The sequence below is a fragment of the Nocardia sp. NPDC088792 genome, assembly GCF_044750615.1.
Taxonomy (GTDB): Bacteria; Actinomycetota; Actinomycetes; order Mycobacteriales; family Mycobacteriaceae; genus Nocardia.
This window is the reverse complement of record NZ_JBIVKC010000001.1, coordinates 316,090-335,237: the sequence shown is the minus strand read 5'-3', so window position 1 is coordinate 335,237 and position 19,148 is coordinate 316,090. Positions and strand designations below refer to the sequence as shown.

At 67.4% G+C, this 19,148-nt stretch carries 21 protein-coding genes; 4 read left to right on the top strand and 17 right to left on the bottom strand.

Translation table 11 applies throughout. From position 1 onward, the window contains the following. Nucleotides 1–15: 15 nt before the first annotated feature. The 6 genes from ACIP5Y_RS01630 to ACIP5Y_RS01605 form a co-directional block, all read right to left on the bottom strand. Nucleotides 16–927, bottom strand: coding sequence for a metallophosphoesterase family protein (locus ACIP5Y_RS01630; protein WP_400349059.1), 912 nt, complete (start codon nt 925–927; stop codon nt 16–18). A 62-nt stretch (nt 928–989) separates the two neighbouring features. Continuing rightward, entirely contained in the window at nt 990–1,502 is a 513-nt protein-coding gene (locus tag ACIP5Y_RS01625; RefSeq protein WP_400346604.1) for a cupredoxin family copper-binding protein, read from the bottom strand. A gap of 131 nt (nt 1,503–1,633) precedes the next feature. After that, a complete protein-coding gene (locus ACIP5Y_RS01620; RefSeq protein WP_400346602.1) occupies nt 1,634–2,323 on the bottom strand; it encodes a ubiquinol-cytochrome c reductase iron-sulfur subunit in 690 nt (229 codons plus the stop codon). Further along, nucleotides 2,320–2,895, bottom strand: a complete 576-nt coding sequence (locus ACIP5Y_RS01615; RefSeq protein ID WP_400346600.1) for an RNA polymerase sigma factor — start codon at nt 2,893–2,895, stop codon at nt 2,320–2,322. Before ACIP5Y_RS01615 ends, ACIP5Y_RS01620 begins: the two co-directional genes overlap by 4 nt. A gap of 142 nt (nt 2,896–3,037) precedes the next feature. Continuing rightward, complete coding sequence (locus ACIP5Y_RS01610) at nt 3,038–4,162, bottom strand: TDT family transporter (protein ID WP_400346598.1); 1,125 nt, start codon at nt 4,160–4,162, stop codon at nt 3,038–3,040. Nucleotides 4,163–4,286: 124 nt separating this feature from the next. Then, nucleotides 4,287–5,681, bottom strand: coding sequence for an ABC1 kinase family protein (locus tag ACIP5Y_RS01605; protein WP_400346597.1), 1,395 nt, complete (start codon nt 5,679–5,681; stop codon nt 4,287–4,289). A gap of 160 nt (nt 5,682–5,841) precedes the next feature. On the opposite strand from ACIP5Y_RS01605, the gene ACIP5Y_RS01600 reads away from it, so the two are divergent. Continuing rightward, complete coding sequence (locus tag ACIP5Y_RS01600) at nt 5,842–6,639, top strand: GntR family transcriptional regulator (protein WP_400346595.1); 798 nt, start codon at nt 5,842–5,844, stop codon at nt 6,637–6,639. 98 nt (nt 6,640–6,737) lie between these two features. After that, a complete protein-coding gene (locus ACIP5Y_RS01595; protein ID WP_400346593.1) occupies nt 6,738–8,075 on the top strand; it encodes an ABC1 kinase family protein in 1,338 nt (445 codons plus the stop codon). 92 nt (nt 8,076–8,167) lie between these two features. On the opposite strand, the gene ACIP5Y_RS01590 is transcribed toward ACIP5Y_RS01595, so the two are convergent. Beyond that, entirely contained in the window at nt 8,168–8,296 is a 129-nt protein-coding gene (locus tag ACIP5Y_RS01590) for a hypothetical protein (protein ID WP_400346591.1), read from the bottom strand. Nucleotides 8,297–8,301: 5 nt separating this feature from the next. Next, nucleotides 8,302–9,282, bottom strand: coding sequence for an SDR family NAD(P)-dependent oxidoreductase (locus ACIP5Y_RS01585; RefSeq protein ID WP_400346589.1), 981 nt, complete (start codon nt 9,280–9,282; stop codon nt 8,302–8,304). A gap of 100 nt (nt 9,283–9,382) precedes the next feature. Between ACIP5Y_RS01585 and ACIP5Y_RS01580 the strand changes: the two genes are divergently transcribed. Continuing rightward, nucleotides 9,383–10,300: an SDR family NAD(P)-dependent oxidoreductase gene (locus ACIP5Y_RS01580; protein ID WP_400346587.1), complete on the top strand. Its 918-nt coding sequence runs from the start codon at nt 9,383–9,385 to the stop codon at nt 10,298–10,300. Nucleotides 10,301–10,373: 73 nt separating this feature from the next. On the opposite strand, the gene ACIP5Y_RS01575 is transcribed toward ACIP5Y_RS01580, so the two are convergent. The 3 genes from ACIP5Y_RS01575 to ACIP5Y_RS01565 all read right to left on the bottom strand — a co-directional run bounded on the left by ACIP5Y_RS01575 (nt 10,374) and on the right by ACIP5Y_RS01565 (nt 12,792). Then, complete coding sequence (locus tag ACIP5Y_RS01575) at nt 10,374–11,636, bottom strand: KasA/KasB family beta-ketoacyl-ACP synthase (RefSeq protein WP_400349057.1); 1,263 nt, start codon at nt 11,634–11,636, stop codon at nt 10,374–10,376. Between the two features lie 93 nt (nt 11,637–11,729). Further along, on the bottom strand, nt 11,730–12,326 hold the full coding sequence (locus ACIP5Y_RS01570; RefSeq protein ID WP_400346586.1) for an SRPBCC family protein: 597 nt from the start codon (nt 12,324–12,326) through the stop codon (nt 11,730–11,732). 19 nt (nt 12,327–12,345) lie between these two features. Further along, complete coding sequence (locus ACIP5Y_RS01565) at nt 12,346–12,792, bottom strand: phage holin family protein (RefSeq protein ID WP_400346584.1); 447 nt, start codon at nt 12,790–12,792, stop codon at nt 12,346–12,348. A 116-nt stretch (nt 12,793–12,908) separates the two neighbouring features. Here ACIP5Y_RS01565 and ACIP5Y_RS01560 point away from each other — a divergent pair, with 116 nt between their 5' ends. Then, nucleotides 12,909–13,886 carry an oxidoreductase gene (locus tag ACIP5Y_RS01560; protein WP_400346583.1) on the top strand — a complete coding sequence of 326 codons (978 nt, stop codon included), beginning with the start codon at nt 12,909–12,911 and terminating at the stop codon, nt 13,884–13,886. 6 nt (nt 13,887–13,892) lie between these two features. Here the strand turns inward: ACIP5Y_RS01560 and ACIP5Y_RS01555 are convergent, their stop codons facing one another. From ACIP5Y_RS01555 to ACIP5Y_RS01530, 6 genes are all read right to left on the bottom strand, one after another. After that, entirely contained in the window at nt 13,893–14,924 is a 1,032-nt protein-coding gene (locus ACIP5Y_RS01555; protein WP_400346582.1) for a YbhN family protein, read from the bottom strand. A 312-nt stretch (nt 14,925–15,236) separates the two neighbouring features. Next, on the bottom strand, nt 15,237–15,536 hold the full coding sequence (locus tag ACIP5Y_RS01550) for a hypothetical protein (RefSeq protein WP_400346581.1): 300 nt from the start codon (nt 15,534–15,536) through the stop codon (nt 15,237–15,239). Nucleotides 15,537–15,702: 166 nt separating this feature from the next. Next, nucleotides 15,703–15,885 (bottom strand): hypothetical protein, encoded by a 183-nt coding sequence (locus tag ACIP5Y_RS01545; protein WP_400346580.1) that lies wholly within the window; start codon nt 15,883–15,885, stop codon nt 15,703–15,705. A gap of 90 nt (nt 15,886–15,975) precedes the next feature. After that, nucleotides 15,976–16,410, bottom strand: coding sequence for a hypothetical protein (locus tag ACIP5Y_RS01540; RefSeq protein ID WP_400346578.1), 435 nt, complete (start codon nt 16,408–16,410; stop codon nt 15,976–15,978). Beyond that, nucleotides 16,407–18,596, bottom strand: a complete 2,190-nt coding sequence (locus tag ACIP5Y_RS01535) for an MMPL family transporter (protein ID WP_400346576.1) — start codon at nt 18,594–18,596, stop codon at nt 16,407–16,409. The genes ACIP5Y_RS01540 and ACIP5Y_RS01535 overlap by 4 nt, the downstream gene beginning before the upstream one ends. Before the next feature lie 9 nt (nt 18,597–18,605). Further along, on the bottom strand, nt 18,606–19,136 hold the full coding sequence (locus ACIP5Y_RS01530) for a hypothetical protein (protein ID WP_400346574.1): 531 nt from the start codon (nt 19,134–19,136) through the stop codon (nt 18,606–18,608). Nucleotides 19,137–19,148 lie beyond the last annotated feature (12 nt).

Here is a 19,148-nt window from a genome sequence, read left to right as displayed (position 1 = left end):
CACAGTTTCCTGCGGTTATGCGAGGGCCTGTTCCTTGATTGCAAGCATCTGTTGACCTTTTTGATACGTAACCTCACGGATTCCGAGGGCCGAATGCAGCTTGCCGGCGGGCAGCGTCACCGGTGCCGGCGCCGGACCGTCGCCCGGCTTCGGCAGCGGATACGCGGTGGTGGTGCCGCTGTAGAAGGTGATGTTGCCCTCGGTCTTCGTGAACAGTTGGTGTACATGGCCATTCAGGCAGGTGACCGATGAGAATCGTTTGAAGTTGCTGAGAGCCTCGGTGGCATCGTCTGTGCCCCAGCCCCATTGGGGGTACATGGCGAACAGCGGGATATGGCTGAACACGATTATCGGTGTGTCGCTGGACAATCCGGCCACATCGTTCTTGACGAATTCCAGCTGGTCTGTTCCCAGATGGCCGAGACTCTTCAGATTCAAGGTATTGACCAGACCGATCACGTGGACGCCGGCTATATCGAAGCTGTACCAGCCGTCGCCGCGGGTGCCCTTTCCGAATACCGACCGGTACCGCTGGCCGGCGTCGTCGGTCGAATCATGTTCTCCCGGAACGGTGAACACGTGCCCCGTCTTGAACTCGTTCATCATCTGTTTCACCTGATCGAACTGAGCCGGCGTGGACAGATGGGTCAGATCACCGGTGTGGATCACGAAGTCCGGGGTGTAACCCAGCGAGTTCACCTGACCGATCGCCTCCCGGAAAGTGCCGGTGACATCACCGTTCGCACTCCCGGTGAAGCCGATATGACTGTCGCTGACCTGCGCGAAGCGCAGTGTGGGCCGCGTGGTGTCGGCATGCGCGAGCGGTGCGGTGCCCGCGATCTGCGACACCACCTCGCCGCCCACCACCGCCAGACCGACCGCCGCGCCGAACCAGGCGCTGTGCCGCATGAGCTGCCGGCGGGTCATGGTGTGCGGATCGCGCGGATCCCCGTCGTCGCCGGGGAATCGATTGCCGGGCTGCTGGGTGTTCACGGCGTCACCACCACCGTTCCGTGCATGAAGGGATGAATCGTGCAGATATAGGCGAACGTGCCTGCCTTCGTGAAGGTGAAGGTGTAGGTCGAGTTCGTGCCCAGTCCTTGCGAGCGGAAGCTGCCGTCGTCGGCGGCGACGGTGTGCGGTTCCTCGTCCTTGTTGGTCCACGTCACCGTGGTGCCCACATGGACGGTCAGGCTCGCGGGCGCGAAGGCGAAGTTCGTGATCGAGACGGCATTGGGGCCGGCCGGTACATTCCCCGGCGACGTTGCCGAGGCCGGCGTCGTTGCCGGGGCCGACATGCTGGGCATGCCGGGCATGGCCGGCCCGCCGCCATCCGGCACCACGCCGGGTGTATCGGTGCCGGAAGCGAAGACGAAGGTCGGTGATGCGGGGTTGGTGGCGCTACCGCCGCCCCCGCTGCTGCATGCGCTCACCGTCAGCAATGCCGCCGCTGCGGCGGTCAGGGCGACGACTGCGCGTCGTCGGCTTCGGGTAGATGTCATGGATCCGGGGCCTCCGTCCGGGATGGGTCCGCCCGCTGCTGCGGGTTCGGTCATCCATAGATAGGGGGAGGGGTTACACCGGACCGATGGCCGCCGATTCCGGAACCTGTTGTGCCGGAAATCGTTTCGGCTCAGGCGGGCTCGGTGGGCGCGAAAACCTCGATGGTGCCGTTGTTCTCGCGCACCTCCAGGTGCGGCAGCGGCGCCGGAGATATCGGCAGCTGATGGGTCGCCACTATGCCGTCCACCGTGAAGGAGGTGCTGTGGCAGGGGCAGCGCAACAGTTCGGCGGGCGCGTCCAGCCACAGCTTGCAGCCCTGATGGGTGCAGATGCCCGAGACGGCCACGGGCACACCGCGTTCGCGGCGCACGAAGCCGTTGAGCGTCCCGACGTCGAAGGCGACCGTGGCGCCCTCGGGCAGATCCCGCGCCGCCGCGACCGGATGCCACGCGCCATTGTTGGGCACGAGGGTGGTCTGCGCGGCGGGCGGGGTGCTACCCGGGCGCGCGACCAGCGTGTGATCCACCACCGCGCCCACCGTGGCGGCGGCCGCCGCGGCCGAAGTGCCGATGAGCAGGTTCCGCCGGCGCGTGAGGAGGCCCGGGCGGGCCTCCGGTTCGTCGCCCTCCTGCTCCGCGGCCAGGCGTCGCTGCAGGGTGGTCAGGAATTCTTCGCTCGGCGTATCGCCGCCCATGCGCGCCGCGCGCAGCTCGATGGCCGCGCGCAGCTCGGCGGCCTCGGCGTCGTCCGGGCGGAACGCGGTGGGCCGTCGCCCGGCCAGTAACTCTTCGACATATCGCCGCACTTCGCGCCCGCTCACCGCACACCTCGCTCGCTCAGCTGGGCGGCCATCTGGATCGCCCTGTGCTGCAACACCTTCGCATTCGCCACGCTGACACCCAGATCGGCCGCCGCCTCCCGCACCGACAAGCTCTGCAGGAAGCGCAGTTCCAGGATCCGCCGATAGCGGTCGGGGAGCTGGTCCAGCACCTGCTGCACCTGTTTCTCCGCCCGCGCGCCGTCGGTGATCTCCGGGAGGTCCTCGGGTAGGTCGTTGTCGTCGATGGTAGTGATCTCGCGACCCATGCGGGTCCGCCAGTAGGACGCCAGTACGGTGCGGGCGGTGGCCTTCAGATAGGCGCGGACCTCCGGCACGGTGGCCGAGATGCGCAGCGGTTTGAGGGCCGCCGTGAAGACCTCGGCCGTGAGGTCCTCGGCATCGGGCCGGTTGCCGACCTTGCCTGCCATCAACGCGTACACCCAGGTGACATTGTCGCGGTAGACCGCTTCCCAACTGGAGTACCTGTCACCGGACACCAGCCACAGCTCCCGACCCTGGCCGGGCTCCTCGACCGTTCTCGCCCGGCGACCCGATTCCGCCCGCCCAACCATGAACCGCTGCTTTCCGACGCTGCCGACGACGCGTGTTCACGTCTTTCAGTAGATAGGGCGCGGGGTTACACCGCAGGAGATCGCGTCGAAAATGGCCCGGAATGTCCGGGCCATTCGGTTCGGTAAGACTGTTCGGTCGGGCTCAGTGTGCGGGGCGCAGCAGGTTGCCGTGCAGCACACCGTGGACGGTCCGGACCGCGACCACGGCCCAGGCGGCGACCAGCAGGCCGTACAGGGCGACGGCGGCGATGGCGAACATGTCCGCACCGGTGTGCACGAACAGCGCGGTGCTGCCGGTGACGCAGCAGCCGACGGGGAAGGTGAAGCCCCACCAGGTCATATTGAAGGGCATCGACTTCCGGCAGTGCCAGGTGACCGCGATGGCCAGGGCCAGCCACAGCATGGCGAATCCCCAAGTGGGAACACCGAACAGCATGGCGAAGACGTCCAGTCCGGCGGCCTCGCGCTCGTTCAGCGCGGTGGGTGCGACATTGGCCAGCAGCCCGGCGGCGGTGACCGACTGACCCAGGGGACCCAGCACCAGCCACACGGTGGCGACCATGCCGGCCGGGGGCAGGCCGTGGTGCAGCAGCCGCGACCACAGGATGGTGGTGGTCACGAAGGCGGCGATCAGGCTGATACCGAACATGGCCAGGCAGGCCACCAGCATGGTCAGCCGCAGCTGTCCGGCGGGAGCGTAGGGAACCAGCAGCGCGCCGAGAGCGGCCGAAACCATAGGAGGCACCACGGGCATCAGCCAGCCGCCGAAGGCCGCATCGCCCTCGAAGGTATGCCGGGTGATCATCCGGAAAGGAATGGCGGCGGCCGAAACCAGACCCAGCACGGTGCCCGCCGACCACAACACCCAGTCGATGGTCAGTGCCGCATTCAGCCCGATCACGTCCTTGCCGAGCAGGAGAGTGCCCGCACCGACGGTCAGCAGCGCCATGGGAGGTGCGCCATAGAACTGCATCATGACGGGATTCGCACCATGAGCCCGTGCGGCCTCGGGGTGCCGCCGCCAATGCAGCACCCAGGCCACCGCCATCACGACCAGCAGCGCAGCCGCCAGCGCCCACACGAGAGTGGCCGCCCCCCGCAATCCGGCAAACTGCAAAGGCAGGGTGGCAGCGGCATTCGCGACGATCCCGGTACCCATGACCACCGCGAACCAGTTCGGCGCGAACTGCCGCAGACTGTTCGCCGGTGCGGCCTCGGGCACGACAACCGAGGTCTCTTCGCTGGGGCGCAAGGTCAATGTGGTCATGCATCAAGCATGGTTTCGCACCGAACCCCCCGGTACCGCCCACAAACCGATGGATACATAGACCCGTTCTATGACCCGGTGGGTGCGACCTTCCGCAGCAGATACTCCGGGGCCCGCCCGCCGCTCAGCCGACTATGGAGAAGCGGTGGGGGGTGGGGGTAGTGCGGCGGTGGCGGGCTATGTCCAGGTCGGTGGGGTGGGAGCGGCGGGTGTCGTATTTTTCGAAGACGGCGGCGAGTTCGGGGGACCAGCGGGCGAATTCGGCGCGGAGGGGGCCCTCGGTCTCGAGTTGGCAGAGGACGCCGAGGCCGGTGAGGAAGGAGCGGGCGAAGGGGGTGACGTAGGCGGGCATATCCATTTGGCGGTGGACATTGGTGAGGCGGGGTGCGAGGACGAAGCGGACGCGTTGGCGGAGCCAGTCGGTGGTGAGGCGGAAGGTCGGCCGGCAGAGGGGGTCGCTGACCAGGTCGAGGGCGGCGGCGAGGGCCTGGACGTCGTAGTTGCGGCCGGGGCGGACGAAGCCGTGGCGGCGGATGGCGGCGTCGATCTCGTCGGTGCCGCCGTTGAGTGCGGCGTCCATGACCTCGCCGACCAGTTCCTCGAAGCCGGTGGGCGGCCAAGGCGCGCAGGCGCCGAAGTCGACGACGCCGAGGCGGCCGTCGGGCAGGATGCGGAAGTTGCCCGGATGCGGATCGCAGTAGAGCAGCCCGGTGCGGGACCAGGACGAGAGCAGGAATCGCATGATGAGCATGCCGACGCGGCTGCGCTCTTCCGGCGCCCCCGCTTCGATGATCCTGGAAACCGGTGTGCCGGTGAGCCATTCGGTGACGATCACATCACCGCGCTGGCTGATCACGGCGGGCACCACGAAGTCCGGATCGTCGGCGTAGGCCTCGGCGAAGCGGCGCTGGTACTCCGCCTCGGCGGCATAGTCGAGTTCCTCCGCGACGCCGGTGCAGATGGCCTCGGTGACCGCGGGCACGTCCGCGCCGGGCGCGAATACCGTGGCCAGGACCGAAAGTCGCCGCAATTGCTGGAGATCGCCGAGTACCGCGGCGCGGGCTCCGGGATACATGACCTTCACCGCGACCTGCCGTCCGTCGCGCCAGATCGCCCGGTGCACTTGCCCGATGGAGGCGGCCGCCGCACGGCGTTCGTCGAATTCGGTGAAATGCCACCGCCAGTTCTCGCCCAGGTTCGCGCTCATGGCCTCGCACACGGTGGCGGGCAGCATGGTGGGCACCGAATCCTGTAACTGGGTCAGTGCGGTGCGGTAGGGCTGGGCGATCTCCTGCGGCAGGGCGAGTTCGTAGAGCGCGAGCAGTTGCCCGAGTTTGGTGGCGCAGCCCTTCAGTTCGCCGAGTACCTCGAATATGTGCTGGGCCGTGCGCATCTGGATCTCGAGGTCGACCTCGGCGGCGGATTTGCCCAGCGCGCGTTTGCCGACCCCGGCGGCCTGCCGCCCGGCGAACGCGACCGGAATCCCGGCGAGCCGGGCATTGCGGACGGCTGAACGCACCGGCGGTAGACCCCCGGAATCCCCCGAACGACTTCCGATCCGCCGCATGGCCATAGGTCACCTCATCGGCTCACTTCGCTGTGTGCGCCGCACGTGCAGTTTGGCACACAAAAGCTTAAACTGTCTGGGACGTATTCGAAAGTTGTCGAAAGGTGACAGGATGGGTGCCCAGACGGTCGTCGCCGATGTCGCCGACGAAATCGCTCGACGCGTTGCGACCGGGGAGTACGCACCGGGTGACCTGATTCCGTCGGTGCGTCAGGTGGCCGAGGAATTCGGGATGAACCGGGCTACTGCGCAATTGGTGCTGGGTCGCCTGGAATCCTACGGTTTCGTCGACGCGCATCGCGGTCGTGGTTTCACCGTGCGTGATGTGCGCCTGGCCGGCGGGGTGGATGTGTACCGGCGGCTGTTCCGATTGTCCATGCCTGCGCCCGAGCTGGCGGCGGAGATGTTCCGCAATATCCTCATCGTGGAACGCGCCATCGTGCTCGAGGCATTGCTCGACTACACCGAGTCCGAGCGCGCGATCCCGTCGCAGGAGTTGCACGCGACCGTGGACGAACTCGAAACCCTGGCGCGGGCAACGGAACCCGATCATGTGCGCCTGCTGGAGCTGGAGATCGGCTTGGTGCGCACGCTGCTCTCGGAGCTCGGTCACTCCATGCAGCGCGCGGTGCTGAATTCGGTGGGGGAGACGCTGTTCGAGGTGCCGGAGGCGGTGGACGCGTTCTTCGCGGCGTCCGCGGATCTGCATGTGCTGGTCTGGCGTGCGCTGCTGGCGGTGTGGGAGTCCGAGACCGGTCCGAGCGAGGCGCAGTTGTCCTTGTTCGAGGATCTGTTCGGCATGTATCACGACAAGGTGGAGGCGCGCTTCGCCGAACTGACCGGTCTGGCGGTCGAATCCGGCGCCCTGGCAAGTGATTCCGGGACGCAATCGCACGCCGCCACCGCTTGAGGATTGCGGATCGCTGATTGACCTAGTGTCTCAGACACTCTAGTTTCGAGATGTGCCCCTCGGGCACGGCAACGGCGAGACGGAATCGAGGCACACCCATGGCAGGCAAGCGACGAACGGGTCTGGCACGGTCGGCGAAACTCGCCGCCTTGCCCATGGGCATCATGGCCCGGCGCATGACGGCCACCGGTAAGGCCATCATGACGGGCGCCGAACGTGGGACCGTCGACGAGGCGCTCATCGACAAGGCCGCCGACGAGGTCTTCCGGGTGCTCGGCGAACTCAAGGGCGGGGCAATGAAACTCGGCCAGGCGCTCAGCGTCGCCGAGGCCGCGGTGCCGGCCAAATTCGCGGACCGCTACCGGGATGCCCTGACCCGCCTGCAGAATCAGGCCCCGCCCATGCCGGTGCAGCAGGCGCATCGCGTGCTCGACGAGCAACTGGGTACCCGCTGGCGGGAACGCTTCGCCGAATTCGAGGACAAACCGGTGGCGGCCGCCAGTATCGGCCAGGTGCACCGGGCGCGGTGGCGGGACGGCCGCACGGTCGCGGTGAAGATCCAGTACCCGGGCGCGGATGTGGCGCTCATGTCGGATCTCAAACTGCTGCAAATGCTTTCCGGCACCTTCGGCGCATTCATGCCCGGCGTGGACGTGCGCGCGCTCATCGACGAATTCGTGGCCCGCACCGCCGACGAACTGGACTACCGCATCGAGGCCGACCATCAGCGCACCTTCGCCCGCGCGCTCGCCGACGACCCGGATTTCTTCGTGCCGCGGGTGATCGCCAGCGCACCCAAGGTCATGGTCACCGAGTGGATGGACGCCACCCCGCTGAACCGGATCATCGCCGAAGGCACGGTGGCGCAACGCAATCGGGCGGGCATCCTGCTGGCCGAGTTCGGACTGTCCAGTCCCAAACGCGTCGGCCACCTGCACTGCGATCCGCACCCCGGCAACTTCCAGCTCCTGGAAGACGGCCGGCTCGGCATCATCGACTTCGGCGCGACCATCGCCCTCCCCGACGGCCTGCCGCCGGTGGTGGGCGAACTGGCCCGCTACGCCGTCGCCGAGGACTACGACCGCCTCTTCGACACCCTGCGCGACAACGGTTTCGTCCGCCCGGGCCGGCACCTGGACACCGAGCCCATCATCAACCTGGTCGCCCCGATCATCGCCGAACTGGACGGCGAGAACCTGCGCATCGACCGAAGGCTGTTGCAGGAGCACATGACTCGCGCGGTGGACGTGAAGAACATGTCCGTGCACAACACCATGGCCGTCCGCACCCCGCCGGAACTGCCCGACCTGGTGATGCTCGGCCGTGTCCTGGGCGGAATCATCGGCGTCTGTGCCCAATTGGACACCGAGGGCCCGTTCCTGCGGCTCGTCGAAGAATGGCTCCCGGGCTACGCGGTGGAGGGCGAAGCAGCCTGAGCCGGCGCCGATTCAGCCCAGGCCGGGAGCGAAACGGCCTGGGCCGGCGCCGGAGTGGCCCGGGGCGGAATTCGACAGCCCGGGCGCGCCGCTCAGCCGCCCGCCAGCATAGCGGCGGCGAGGAGTGCGCCGATGATGGCCAGCGCCAGCATGACCAGGATCATCCGGTTGCGCGGGGTGGGGGGTTCGGCGGGCGGTTGCTGGTCCACGGGCTGGGCCATCGGGTTCATCTCCTGATCGGTATGGGGGGTGGCGGCGGGTCGTCGTACTCCGGTGGTTCCCAATAGGTTTGCAGACCGGGCCGCTGCGGCATGAGTTCGGCCGCCTCACGCGCGACGCCGATGACGGTGGGATGGTCGATGACATAGCGCACGACCCGTTCGACCTCCGGCCCGGTGGCCACGCGCGCGAGGGCGCGGGCGGTGCGGGGGAAGGCGCGCGTGAGGACATAGGTCAGCCAGGATTCCAGGCGCAGCGGCACCATGGCGCGGTTTCGCGCAATGGCTTCGACAATGCGCCGACCGGCCTTGTCCGGGTGCATGCCGAGCAGGGTCATGCCCTTGACCACGATCTGCCGGGTGATGGCGACCTGTTCGGCGCTGAGCGTGGCGAGGGTGGCGGTGGCGGCCAGGTTGGTGGCGATCAGTCCGGGGCAGATGGCGGTCACCCGAATTCCCTGTCCGGCCAGTTCGACTCGTAGCGCGTCGCTGAAATGCTTCACGGCCGCCGAGGTGAACGCGTACGGTGTCCCGAGCCGCACCGGCGTGAACGCGGCGATGGACGACACATTGACCAGGTGCCCGCCCCGCCCGCGCTCGGCCATCTGCGCGCCGAACAGTTTGCACCCGTGCACGACTGCCAGCAGGTTCACATCGACGATGCGCTGCAGGTCGGCCCGCCGGATATCGAAAAACGGCCCGCCGACCACGATTCCGGCATTGTTGACGACCACATCGGGTACCCCGTGCACGGTCCGCACATAGTCGGCGAAGGCTTCCATGGACGCGATATCGCCGACATCCAGTGCGTACGAATAGGCTCTGCCGCCCTGTGAACGGATAAGCGTCACAGTGTCTTCGGCGGTGGCGAAGTTGATATCGGCGACGATGACGGTGGCGCCGCGCGCGGCGAGCGCCTTGGCGGTGCCGCGTCCGATGCCGCTGCCCGCGCCGGTTACCACGGCGATTCGCGGGTGGAAGGGTTTCATCGCTGGTCTGCTCCTAGCTGGAGAACAGAGTGTACACTGTCTGGGACAGCAATCGAAAGAATTGTCCGGCAGCGCCGCAGCCGCGGAATCAGGGGACTTCATGTCAGGCTTCGACAACGAGGTTGTCGTCATCACCGGCGCGGGCGGCGGCATCGGCCGCGCGGTGGCCCAGCGCTTCGCACGCAGGCATGCGATCGTCATCGCCGCCGACCTGGACAAGCAACGCGCGGTCGAAACCGCCGAGACCATCACCGCTTTCGGCGGCGACGCCACCCCCTACGCCGTCGACGTCGCCGACGCCGCCGCCATGGAGAACTTCGCCGAGGACGTGCACGCCGAATTCGGCACGCCCCGGGTGCTGGTCAACAATGCGTGCTACACCACCGCCGGCCCCTTCCTCGAGCACACCATGGCGGACTGGGAGCGGCTCATGGGCGTGAACGTCTGGGGCCTGGTGCACGGTTCCACCTACTTCGGCAGGCAGATGGCCGATTCCGGCCGCGGCGGCCGCATCATCAATGTCACCTCGGTCGCCGCCTTCGCCCCTATCCCGCTGAGTACCCCGTACTGCACCACCAAGGCGGCCGCCCAAATGCTCACGGAGGGCCTGCGATTGGAATTCGCGGGCACCGGCGTCGGCGTCACGGCGGTCTGTCCCGCATTGGTGCACACCGGCATCTACGACAACGACGACGCCGACGGCGAGCAGACCGCCGCCGCGGCCCGCACCCTGAGCGTCTCGGCCCTGGCCCAGCGCTACGTCGCGCACAGCCCGGACAATATCGCCCGCACCATAGTTCGCGTCGCATCCCGCAACCCGGCGGTGGTACCCACCCCGATCGAGGCCCGCGCCCTGTACCTCGCCACCCGGGTCTCGCCTAGCGGCGCCCGCCTCGCCGCCCGCGTCCTCCACCCCGACCGCCTGACCGCTCTCCGAGCCCGCCTCACCCGCCCCGGCGCCCTCTCCCGAATAGACGACTACCTGGCCAGAAAACTGGACCACCTCCACCGCCCGTAGCGCCGAGTGGCACATGGGGGTCGGCGCTACTCGGCGTTTGCGACCTCCATGTGCCACTCGGCGCTTTGCGAAACTAGTAGCGGCCGAACAGGACGGCGGCGTTGTGGCCGCCGAAGCCGAACGAGTTGTTGAGGGCGTACGAGATTTCGGTGTGGCGTGGTTTGGTGTGGACCACGTCGAGGTCGATTTCCGGGTCCTGGTTCTCCAGGTTCAGGGTGGGTGGGATTACCTGGTCGCGCAGGGTGAGTACGGAGATGATCGCCTCTAGGGCGCCGACCGCGCCGACCGAATGGCCCAGGGCCGATTTGGGTGCGTAGACCGCCGGGTGGGTGCCGATGGCGGCGGCGATGCCCTTGGCCTCGGACAGGTCGCCGATGCTGGTGCCGGTGGCGTGCGCGTTCACATGGTCGATTTCCGAGCGGCTCACGCCGGCGGTCTCGATGGCGCGGCGCATGGCTCGCGCGCAGCCCAGTCCCTCGGGATCGGGTGCGACCATGTGATATCCGTCGGCGGTGAGTCCGGCGCCGAGCAGCCGGGCGAGGGGTTTGGCGCCGCGGGCCAGGGCGTGCTCCTCGGATTCGAGCAAGAGCAGTGCGGCCGCTTCGCCGAAGACGAAGCCGTCGCGATCGCGGTCGAAGGGCCGGGAGGCGCGTTCGGGTTCGTCGAGCCGGGTGCTGAGGGCGCGGGCCATCGAGAATCCGGCGATGGCAACGGGATTGATGTACCCCTCGACGCCGCCGGCCACGATCATGTCGGCCTCGCCGAGAATGATGGAGCGCCAGGCGTGTACGAGCGCCTCGCAGCCGGAGGCGCAGGCGGACACCGGTGTGACGATGCCGGCGCGGGCGCCGATCTCCAGCCCGACCACGCCGGAGACGCCGTTCGGCATGCTCATGGGCACCGCGAAGGGGGAGACCTTGCGGTAACCGTGATCGCGCATGGCGTCATTGGCGTCCACGATGGCGTCGGCGCCGCCGAGCCCGGTGCCGATGCAGACACCGAGGCGGTCCTTGTCGACCTCGGGGGTGCCGGCGGTCGCCCACAGTCGCTTGCCCATGGCGTAGGCCATCTGCTGCACATAGGACATGCGCCGCTTCTTGATGCGGTCCAGGTCGCTGGTGGGGTCGTGGACGAGTTGTCCGCCGATATCGACCGGCAGTTGCAGTCGCGCGACTTCCGGGTCGGTGAGGGTCTTGATGCCGCTTGTCCCGGAGAGCAATCCCGCCCAGGTGCCCTCGGTATCGGGGGCAATCGATGTGGTCATCTCCACGGCGGTGATCACGACACTGCGGAACCCGCCGCTGCGAGTGGAGAATTTGTCCAGCGTATTCACTATCTTTTAATCCTTAACGACCAATTGGCTGGGAGTGCAGTGAAATTGCGGTCGTTCCGAGACTAGCGGGGTTGGTCGCGCGCGGCAGCGCCGAGATCAAATACGGGTGGTCAGGCCGCGAATTCCGAAGCGTGCGAAGGGGCGGACGAACGGTGCGCCCCAGCGTAGCGGCAGGAAGGTGAAATACCGTGGTCGGAAGGCTATGGTCCAGGTCAGCAGGGTGCCGTCCGCGGTCTCGGTCAGCTGGTAGTCCTCGGCGAAGGAACGGATGAGCACCGGCAGTGAAATTCTGGTTCCGCTCACGGCGAGTCGCCGGTCGGGGGCCTGCACGATGACCTTCTCCTCCGCGCCGAACAGGAGTCCGTCGAAGGTGCGCAGCGCGCCCTCGCGGCGGTAGTCGTCGCGATAGCGAATGCCGTTGACGAACGGAATCCAGGAGAAGGTTCCGTCGAGTTGCAGCGCATCCCATACCTTGTGCGGCGGGTAAGGGAATTCGCGTTGTGCGGTGACCGCGAAAGTGGCTTGGGTCCGCAGGAATTCGTCGAGGTCCGCGGCGGGAACCTGCTGCACCTTGAATCCGCCGCCGCGCAGCACGGCCTCGGTCCAATTCCGCAGTAGCAGGGCGCCGATGCCCGCGCCGATCGCACCCACGACGAGCAGTGCGGCCACGACAATGATGATGGTGGTGAGCATGACTCGATGTCCTTCGCGATCAGAGGCTGTCGTCGGCGGCGGTGCGGGTGCGGCGCAGCCAGGTTTGCGTGGCGGCGCTCAGGTAGGCGGCGCCCGCCACGGCGGTGCGGACGGTGCGCAGCTTGGCCAGCTGCCACAGTCCGAGCAGGGCGGCGCAGCCGGCGGGCACCAGCATGGTCGCCGAGGTGGTGAGCAGCGCGGCCCAGTGCGGCATCCACTGGCTGAGCAGTTCGACCAGGAAGGCGAAGAAGTAGATCGTCCCGTAGGCCGCCGCGGCGAGCGCGAATCCCAGTGCGGCGAGCACGATCACGCCGCGCAGGACTTCGGCGAACAGGAAGCGCGCCGCCCGTTCGAGCCGCGGCCGCAGCCATTCGAGCGCGGTCTCCAGGAGCAGCCGCAGCAGTTGTTCGAACTGGCCGGGACGGACTTCGACGGCCGTGCGGTAGCCGGATTCGTAGCTCGCCATGAGCGATCCCCTCTGTCGATCGTCCCCGGTGGCTTCGGCCACGCAGCGGGACCTGTCGGATCCTCATAGGATCAACTAGATTGTCTCAGACGGCAACCGAACAGGAGTGTGACCGGATGACCGAGGTGCAGTCGGCCCCGACCGATACCGCAACGCCCCCCTTCCTCCCGCGGCGCTGGACCGCGGCCGACATCCCCGACCAGAAGGGCCGGACCGCCGTGGTCACCGGCGCCAACAGCGGCCTGGGTCTGCGCACCGCCGAAGCCCTGGCCGCCAAGGGCGCGCACGTGATCATGGCCTGCCGCAACGAACTCAAGGCCGCCGCCGCGCTGGAATCGGTCTCCGCAGCCGCCACCGGCCCGAAACCCGAAGTGCTGCCGCTGGATCTGGCCGACCTGTCCTCGGTCCGCCGCGCCGCCGACCACCTCGAAGTGCGTGGCGCCGCCATCGACATCCTGATCAACAATGCCGGAGTGATGGCCCTCCCCAGGAACATTCGCACCGCGGACGGCTTCGACGCCCAATTCGGCACCAATCATCTGGGCCACTTCGCGCTGACGGGTCTGCTGCTCCCCACCCTGCTCCGGTCCGAAGATCCCCGCGTGGTGACGGTCTCCTCGGTGGCGGCCTGGGGCGGCTTCATCAACTGGTCCGATCCGAACTGGCGCGTGCTCTATGTCCGCTGGCTCGCCTACAGCCAATCCAAACTCGCGAACTTGCTCTTCACTTCGGAACTGCATCGCCGCGCCCGCGCGGCGGGCTCCGGCCTGACCGCCGTCGCGGCCCACCCCGGCCTCTCCTCGACCCACCTCTACGACTCCGATGGGGAAAAGGGCGTGGGCGGCAGGCTGGCCGCGGCCCAGCAGCGCCTGCTCGTGTCCCTGGCCCAATCCGACCGGATGGGCGCGCTGCCCCAGCTGTATGCCGCGACCACGCCCGGTCTACGCGGAAACGCCTATGTGGGACCGGCTTTCGAGGCCTTCGGCTATCCTCGCCGGGCGCTGCGAAACCCCTTGGGCTACAGCCGTCTCCAGGCGGGTGCGCTCTGGCGCTTGAGTGAGCGCCTCACCGATGTGCACTACGAATGGCCATAGACCCGGTCAGATATCGCGGCGGTGGCTCAGGTAGGCGAAAGAGGCCAGGCCCAACGGGATCTGGCACCAGAAGGTCAATAGGCGGAAGCCCAGGGCCGCCGCCACCGCGATGCCGCCGGTGAGACCGGCCACGGCGGTCAGGCCGGCGGCGATGGTGAGTTCCCGGGCGCCGGCGCCGCTGGGCGTCGGGAGCAGGGGTGCGAGGGCGACCGTCACCAGCTGGACCACGAAAGTGTCTGCCAGGCTGAGGTTCGCGCCCACGGCATGCAGCATGGCCCACAGGGCCACCACCATGAGCAGGGGTTCGGCAACGGCGCAGAGCCAGAGCAGGGCGGCGCGCTGCGGGCGGATTGCGGTGGTGGCCAGGGATTTCCAGGCGAATCGGGCCTCGGCGCGGCCGTGGTGGAAGATCATTTCGCGCCAGCCGCCGCGTTCGGCGGCCTTGTGGCGCAGGGTGATCACGCCGACGGTGGCGACGGCGCAGAGGATGGCGAAGGCCGCGAGGACGACGCCGGCGGTGCGCCAGGGGTGGTCGGCGGCCGCGTGCCACCAGCCCGCCGTGCGGGCGCCCAGATCGTGCCAGGGCGGGCTGGCGCCGCTGCGGCTCATGAGGGCGGGCGCGGCGATGGCCGCCACGATCACCATCGGGACCCGGACCATGAGGGCGGCGAATCCGAAGAGGGTCATGGACGCGAGGGCCGCGGTGTGGGTGAGACCGGTGCGGCGGAGAAAGCGCAATCGCACGAGCAGCGAAGCGGCGGGCACCAGTCCGATGGCGGGCACCGCCAATTGCAGGGCGAACAGTTTGTGTGCGGGGGTGTGCGCCGGGATCGAGCCGCGCATCATCCAGACCTGAGCGGGCCACAGGGCGATGGTGGCCACCGCGGCGACCGCGAGCCAGCGCGGGTCGGCGGCCAGCAGGGCGCGGGTGCCGGTGGCGACGGCATGGTGCTGCCACAGCGCGGCGGCCAGCACCACGGCGGCGACGAGGACGGTGGGTAGCAGCTTGCGTAGTGCGGCGGGAACCCCCGGAGCCATCGGCTCTCCTTGCATCGCGGACGATATCGCGGTCGGTGATCGAACTGCGCGTCTCTGATCGACTGAGCGTCTTCGGTCAACCCATGCATCGTGGACGCGACCCTCGACATTAACCCGTCCGGGTGAAGGGCGACCCGCGTTCCGGCACAACAGTGGGCACGTGCCGGACAACAGGAGGTGCGCGCGGGCCGCCCCCGGGACCCGCGGCGGTTCGGTGGGGTACACATCGGAGCACCGCGGGCCGTGTTCAGACTAGCTTTGTCTCAGACAGATTGCAATCGAAACGCTCGAATTGCAAAGACGCCGAGCGGATTACGCTCGGGCCCCCGTCAGAATCCCTTGGACCACATCGGAACGAAAGAACGGTTCGACGCGCTGCCGCACCATACCCGCCAGTACGCCGTCACGTTTCGCTATCTCGATGACGGGCGGCGCATACCGCACGAATTCGTCGCGCAGCAGCTCCGGAGTTATCCCGACTTCCTTCCACAATCCGGCCACCGTGTAATCGCCGTAATAGCCGAGCAGGATTTCCGCGGCATCGCCCACGAGTTCCGCCAGATAATCATGATTCTTGACCGTGGTGACCAGATCCAAGATTGCGGTGACCACTGCGCGCAGCTCATCGAGTTCGATGAATTCGCGCAGATCGCGACGCCGTCGTGGTCGATCACATCGCCCAGCCGGAACTCGTCATTGGCCGCGAGATCGTAGATGGCATCGGCCAAGGCCTCGAACAACTGCCGATTCGCGGCGCTGCTGTCGGCCAATTCGATGATTACAGGGCGGTCTGTTGTACCGAATCCCGGTCCAGTGCATCGGAGACCTTCATGGTTTCGGCAACCGCGAAGGTATCGCGCAGAATCGAATCCGTATGTGCGACCAGCAGATCGCCGGTGACCTGGTCGACGATATAGTCCACGGCGGCGTCGATGAGCTTGTCCGCCATTTGTGCTGCCATCGCAACTCCCCACATTCCTGTCCGTATCGCACAGCGCGGACGCTTGTGATCGAAAGTGTCTCAGACGCAAGGAATTCCCGCACAGCGAACCTACCGGCCTTCCTCCTGATCGCGTTGCCGCCGGATTCTTTCCTGTCGAGCCGCCTGATCGCCGAGCTGACTCGCGGTCAGTGGCCAGACCTGATAGGTCAGCACCACCTGCCCGGGCCCGCAGTCCCGGGACAGCCGCAGTGCGGCGCCCGCGCCGATCGGATTGCCGGGCTCGGTGAAGACGACCTGCCGCCCGTCCAGCGGAGTGCTGCAGACATAGGTGACATCCACCGATCCCGGCTCCGAATCCGGGTTGTAGCAGCTGATTTCCAGTCGCGAACCGGCGGTGTGCGTGGCCCCGCAGTCGATCTCGGCGAGGGTGCCGGCATCGGTCCGGGCAAGGCCCCCCGACGCGGCCGAGGCGGGGCCGGTGAGCAGTGCGCCGAGGGCGAGGCCGCTCACCGCGAGCACTGCGAACCGACCGCCCCATTTCATACCGCGACCTCTTCCGGCTCATCCGCCGGCGCGGACCGGGCCCCGCCCTCCGACAGCCCGATCCGCCGGTGCAGCCGCTGCGCCCAGCGCGGCGCCCACCAGCACCGATCGCCCAGCATGCGCATGACCGCCGGCACCAGCAGCAGGCGGATCACCGTGGCGTCCAGAATCAGCGCCATGATCATTCCGTAGGCGATGTACTTCATGAGCACCAGATCCGACAGCCCGAACGCCCCCGTCACCACGATCAGCACCAGCGCCGCAGCGGTGATGATCCCGCCGGTATGGGCGGTCCCGTATCGGATGGCCTCCGGGGTGTCCGCTCCGCGCTCCCGCGCCTCCGCCATCCGCGACATGAGGAAGATCTCGTAATCGGTCGACAGTCCGAACACGATGGCCACGATGATCACCAGCACCGGGAAGCTCAGCGGTTGCGGCGTGAAGTCGAGCAGCCCCGCCCCGTGCCCGTCGTAGAAGACGAACGACAGGAAACCCAGTGTGGCGGTGAGGCTCAGCCCGCTCACCACCACCGCCTTGAGCGGCAGCACGAACGAGCCGAAGGCCAGGAACATCATGACGAACGAGGCGATCACCAGGATGGCCAGCAATATCGGCAAGCGATGGATCACCCCGTGGATCGAATCCCGTTCCAGCACGGGCAGACCCGTCACATACATGGTCACCCCGGGTGGCGGCGAGATGGCGCGCAGCCGGGCGATGACGGTGTCGGCGTCGTTCGGATCGACCAGACCGGCCTGATACACCTTCACGTTCACGCCCGCCGCGGCCACGCCATTGGAGAAGGGCTGTTCGAACCCGCTCGTCAACCCCGGTGTCTTGTTCGCGGCCGCGACGATCGCATCGAGCGTCGCCCGATCCGCGCCCGCGATCACCAGTTTGACGGGCTCCACCCGCTCCTTCGGGAAGACCGCGTCGAAAGTCTGCTGCGCCGTGCGGGTTTCACTGCCTGGCGGCAGGTACTTCTCGGTGAGTCCCGCGTACTGCACGTGCAGGAACGGCAGGATCAGCCCCAGCAGCACCAGCATGATCGGATAGGCCAGCAGCGCCGGACGTTTCATCGCCCAGGTGGCCAGCCGCGACCAGAACGAGGCATCGATCTGCGCCTCGGTGCGGGTACGGGAGAACCGCCGCAGCCCGAAGGCGTCCACCCGCTTGCCGAGCACGGCGAGCATGGCGGGCAGCACGGTGAGGGACAGCAGCGCCGCCAGCGCCACCGCCGTGAGCGCGCCCAGCGCCACCGATCGCAGGAAGGTCATGGGGAAGATGAGCACCCCGGCCACGCACACCACGATGATCGTCGCCGAGAACACGATGGTGCGCCCCGCCGTCGAAACAGTAATGCGCACAGCGTCTTCGGTGGATCGTCCGGCGGCGATCTCTTCGCGGAACCGGCTGACCATGAACAGCCCGTAGTCGATGGCCAGCCCGAGCCCGATGAGCGAGATGACCGCGTCGGCGAACTGGTGCACGTGCATGACATCGGTCAGCAGTTTCATCACGCCCCATGCGCCGGCGATGGTGAGCCCGCCGACGATCAGCGGGAGCGAGGCCGCGATCACGCCCCCGAAGACGAAGAACAGCACGATGGCCACCACCGGCAGCGCGATCACGTGCATACGCTGGATATCGGCCTGCATGGTGAGCCCGACGGCGTCGGCCACCGGGACCCGCCCGGCAATACGCAGATCCAGTCCGGGAATGGCGAGTTGACTCTCGATCCGGTGGTAGTGGTCGACGCTGTCCTGATCTCCGGTGCCCTGCAACCCGATGCTGATGAAGGCCTGCGTCTTGGTGGCGTCGATGAACCTCGTCTTGCCGAGGCTGCCGTTCCAGTAGCCGCTGACATCCTTGATCTCGGTCTTGAAGTCGGTCAGCAGTTTCTGTGTCAGCGCCCGTCCGGCGGCCTCGATATCGGGATCGGTGATGTGCCGCCCGGCGGGTGCGGTGTAGAGCGCGATCACATCGCCGTCGAAGTCACGCCCGAAGGTGTTGTCGGAGAGTTTCGCACCCGCGACCGATTCGCTGGTGTCGTCGAAGAAGCCCTGTGCGGTGAGCCGGTCCTGATATCCGTGCCCGAAGAGGCCCGAAATCGCCATCAGCGCAATGAATCCGGCGATGACGGCGTAGCGCGCGCGGTAGGTCCACCGCCCCAGCCAGTGGAACACGATGCACCCCTAGGACTGGCAGGCCGGTGATTTGTAATCGGTCTGGGCGAGGATGCCGCAGATCTCGTTGACCGGGATCTTCCACTCGCCGTTCACCGGAACCAGATCGAGGGGCGCGGAACGGCGATTGCCATTGCCGTCCTTGTCGAGCCAGAAGTCGGCTTCGAGGGTGTCGCCGTTGAGCGATACCGAGTCCGGCACCACGCCGAAGGTGGCATTCGGGTTCTCGGACATGGCCTTCTGTAGTTGCGGCAGATCGGAGCGGAACACCTCACCGCCCTGCACGATGGACAGCCGTTGGTCGTCGCTGACCTGATGGCCCTTGCCGAACAGGTCCTGCAGCTTGGTGTTCAGCTGGTCGGCGGTGAGCGGATCCGGGGTCTTGCCGCCGGCCGCGGTGCTCGCGGCGGTGGTGGTGGGGGCGACGGTAATCGTGATGTCGCTGCTCCGGACATTGCCGGAGCTACATGCGCTGATTGTCGGAGACAGCACCATTCCGAGTGCTGCCAGCGAAAACGCCATTCGCAGGCGGTAATTCATGTCCCCTCCATG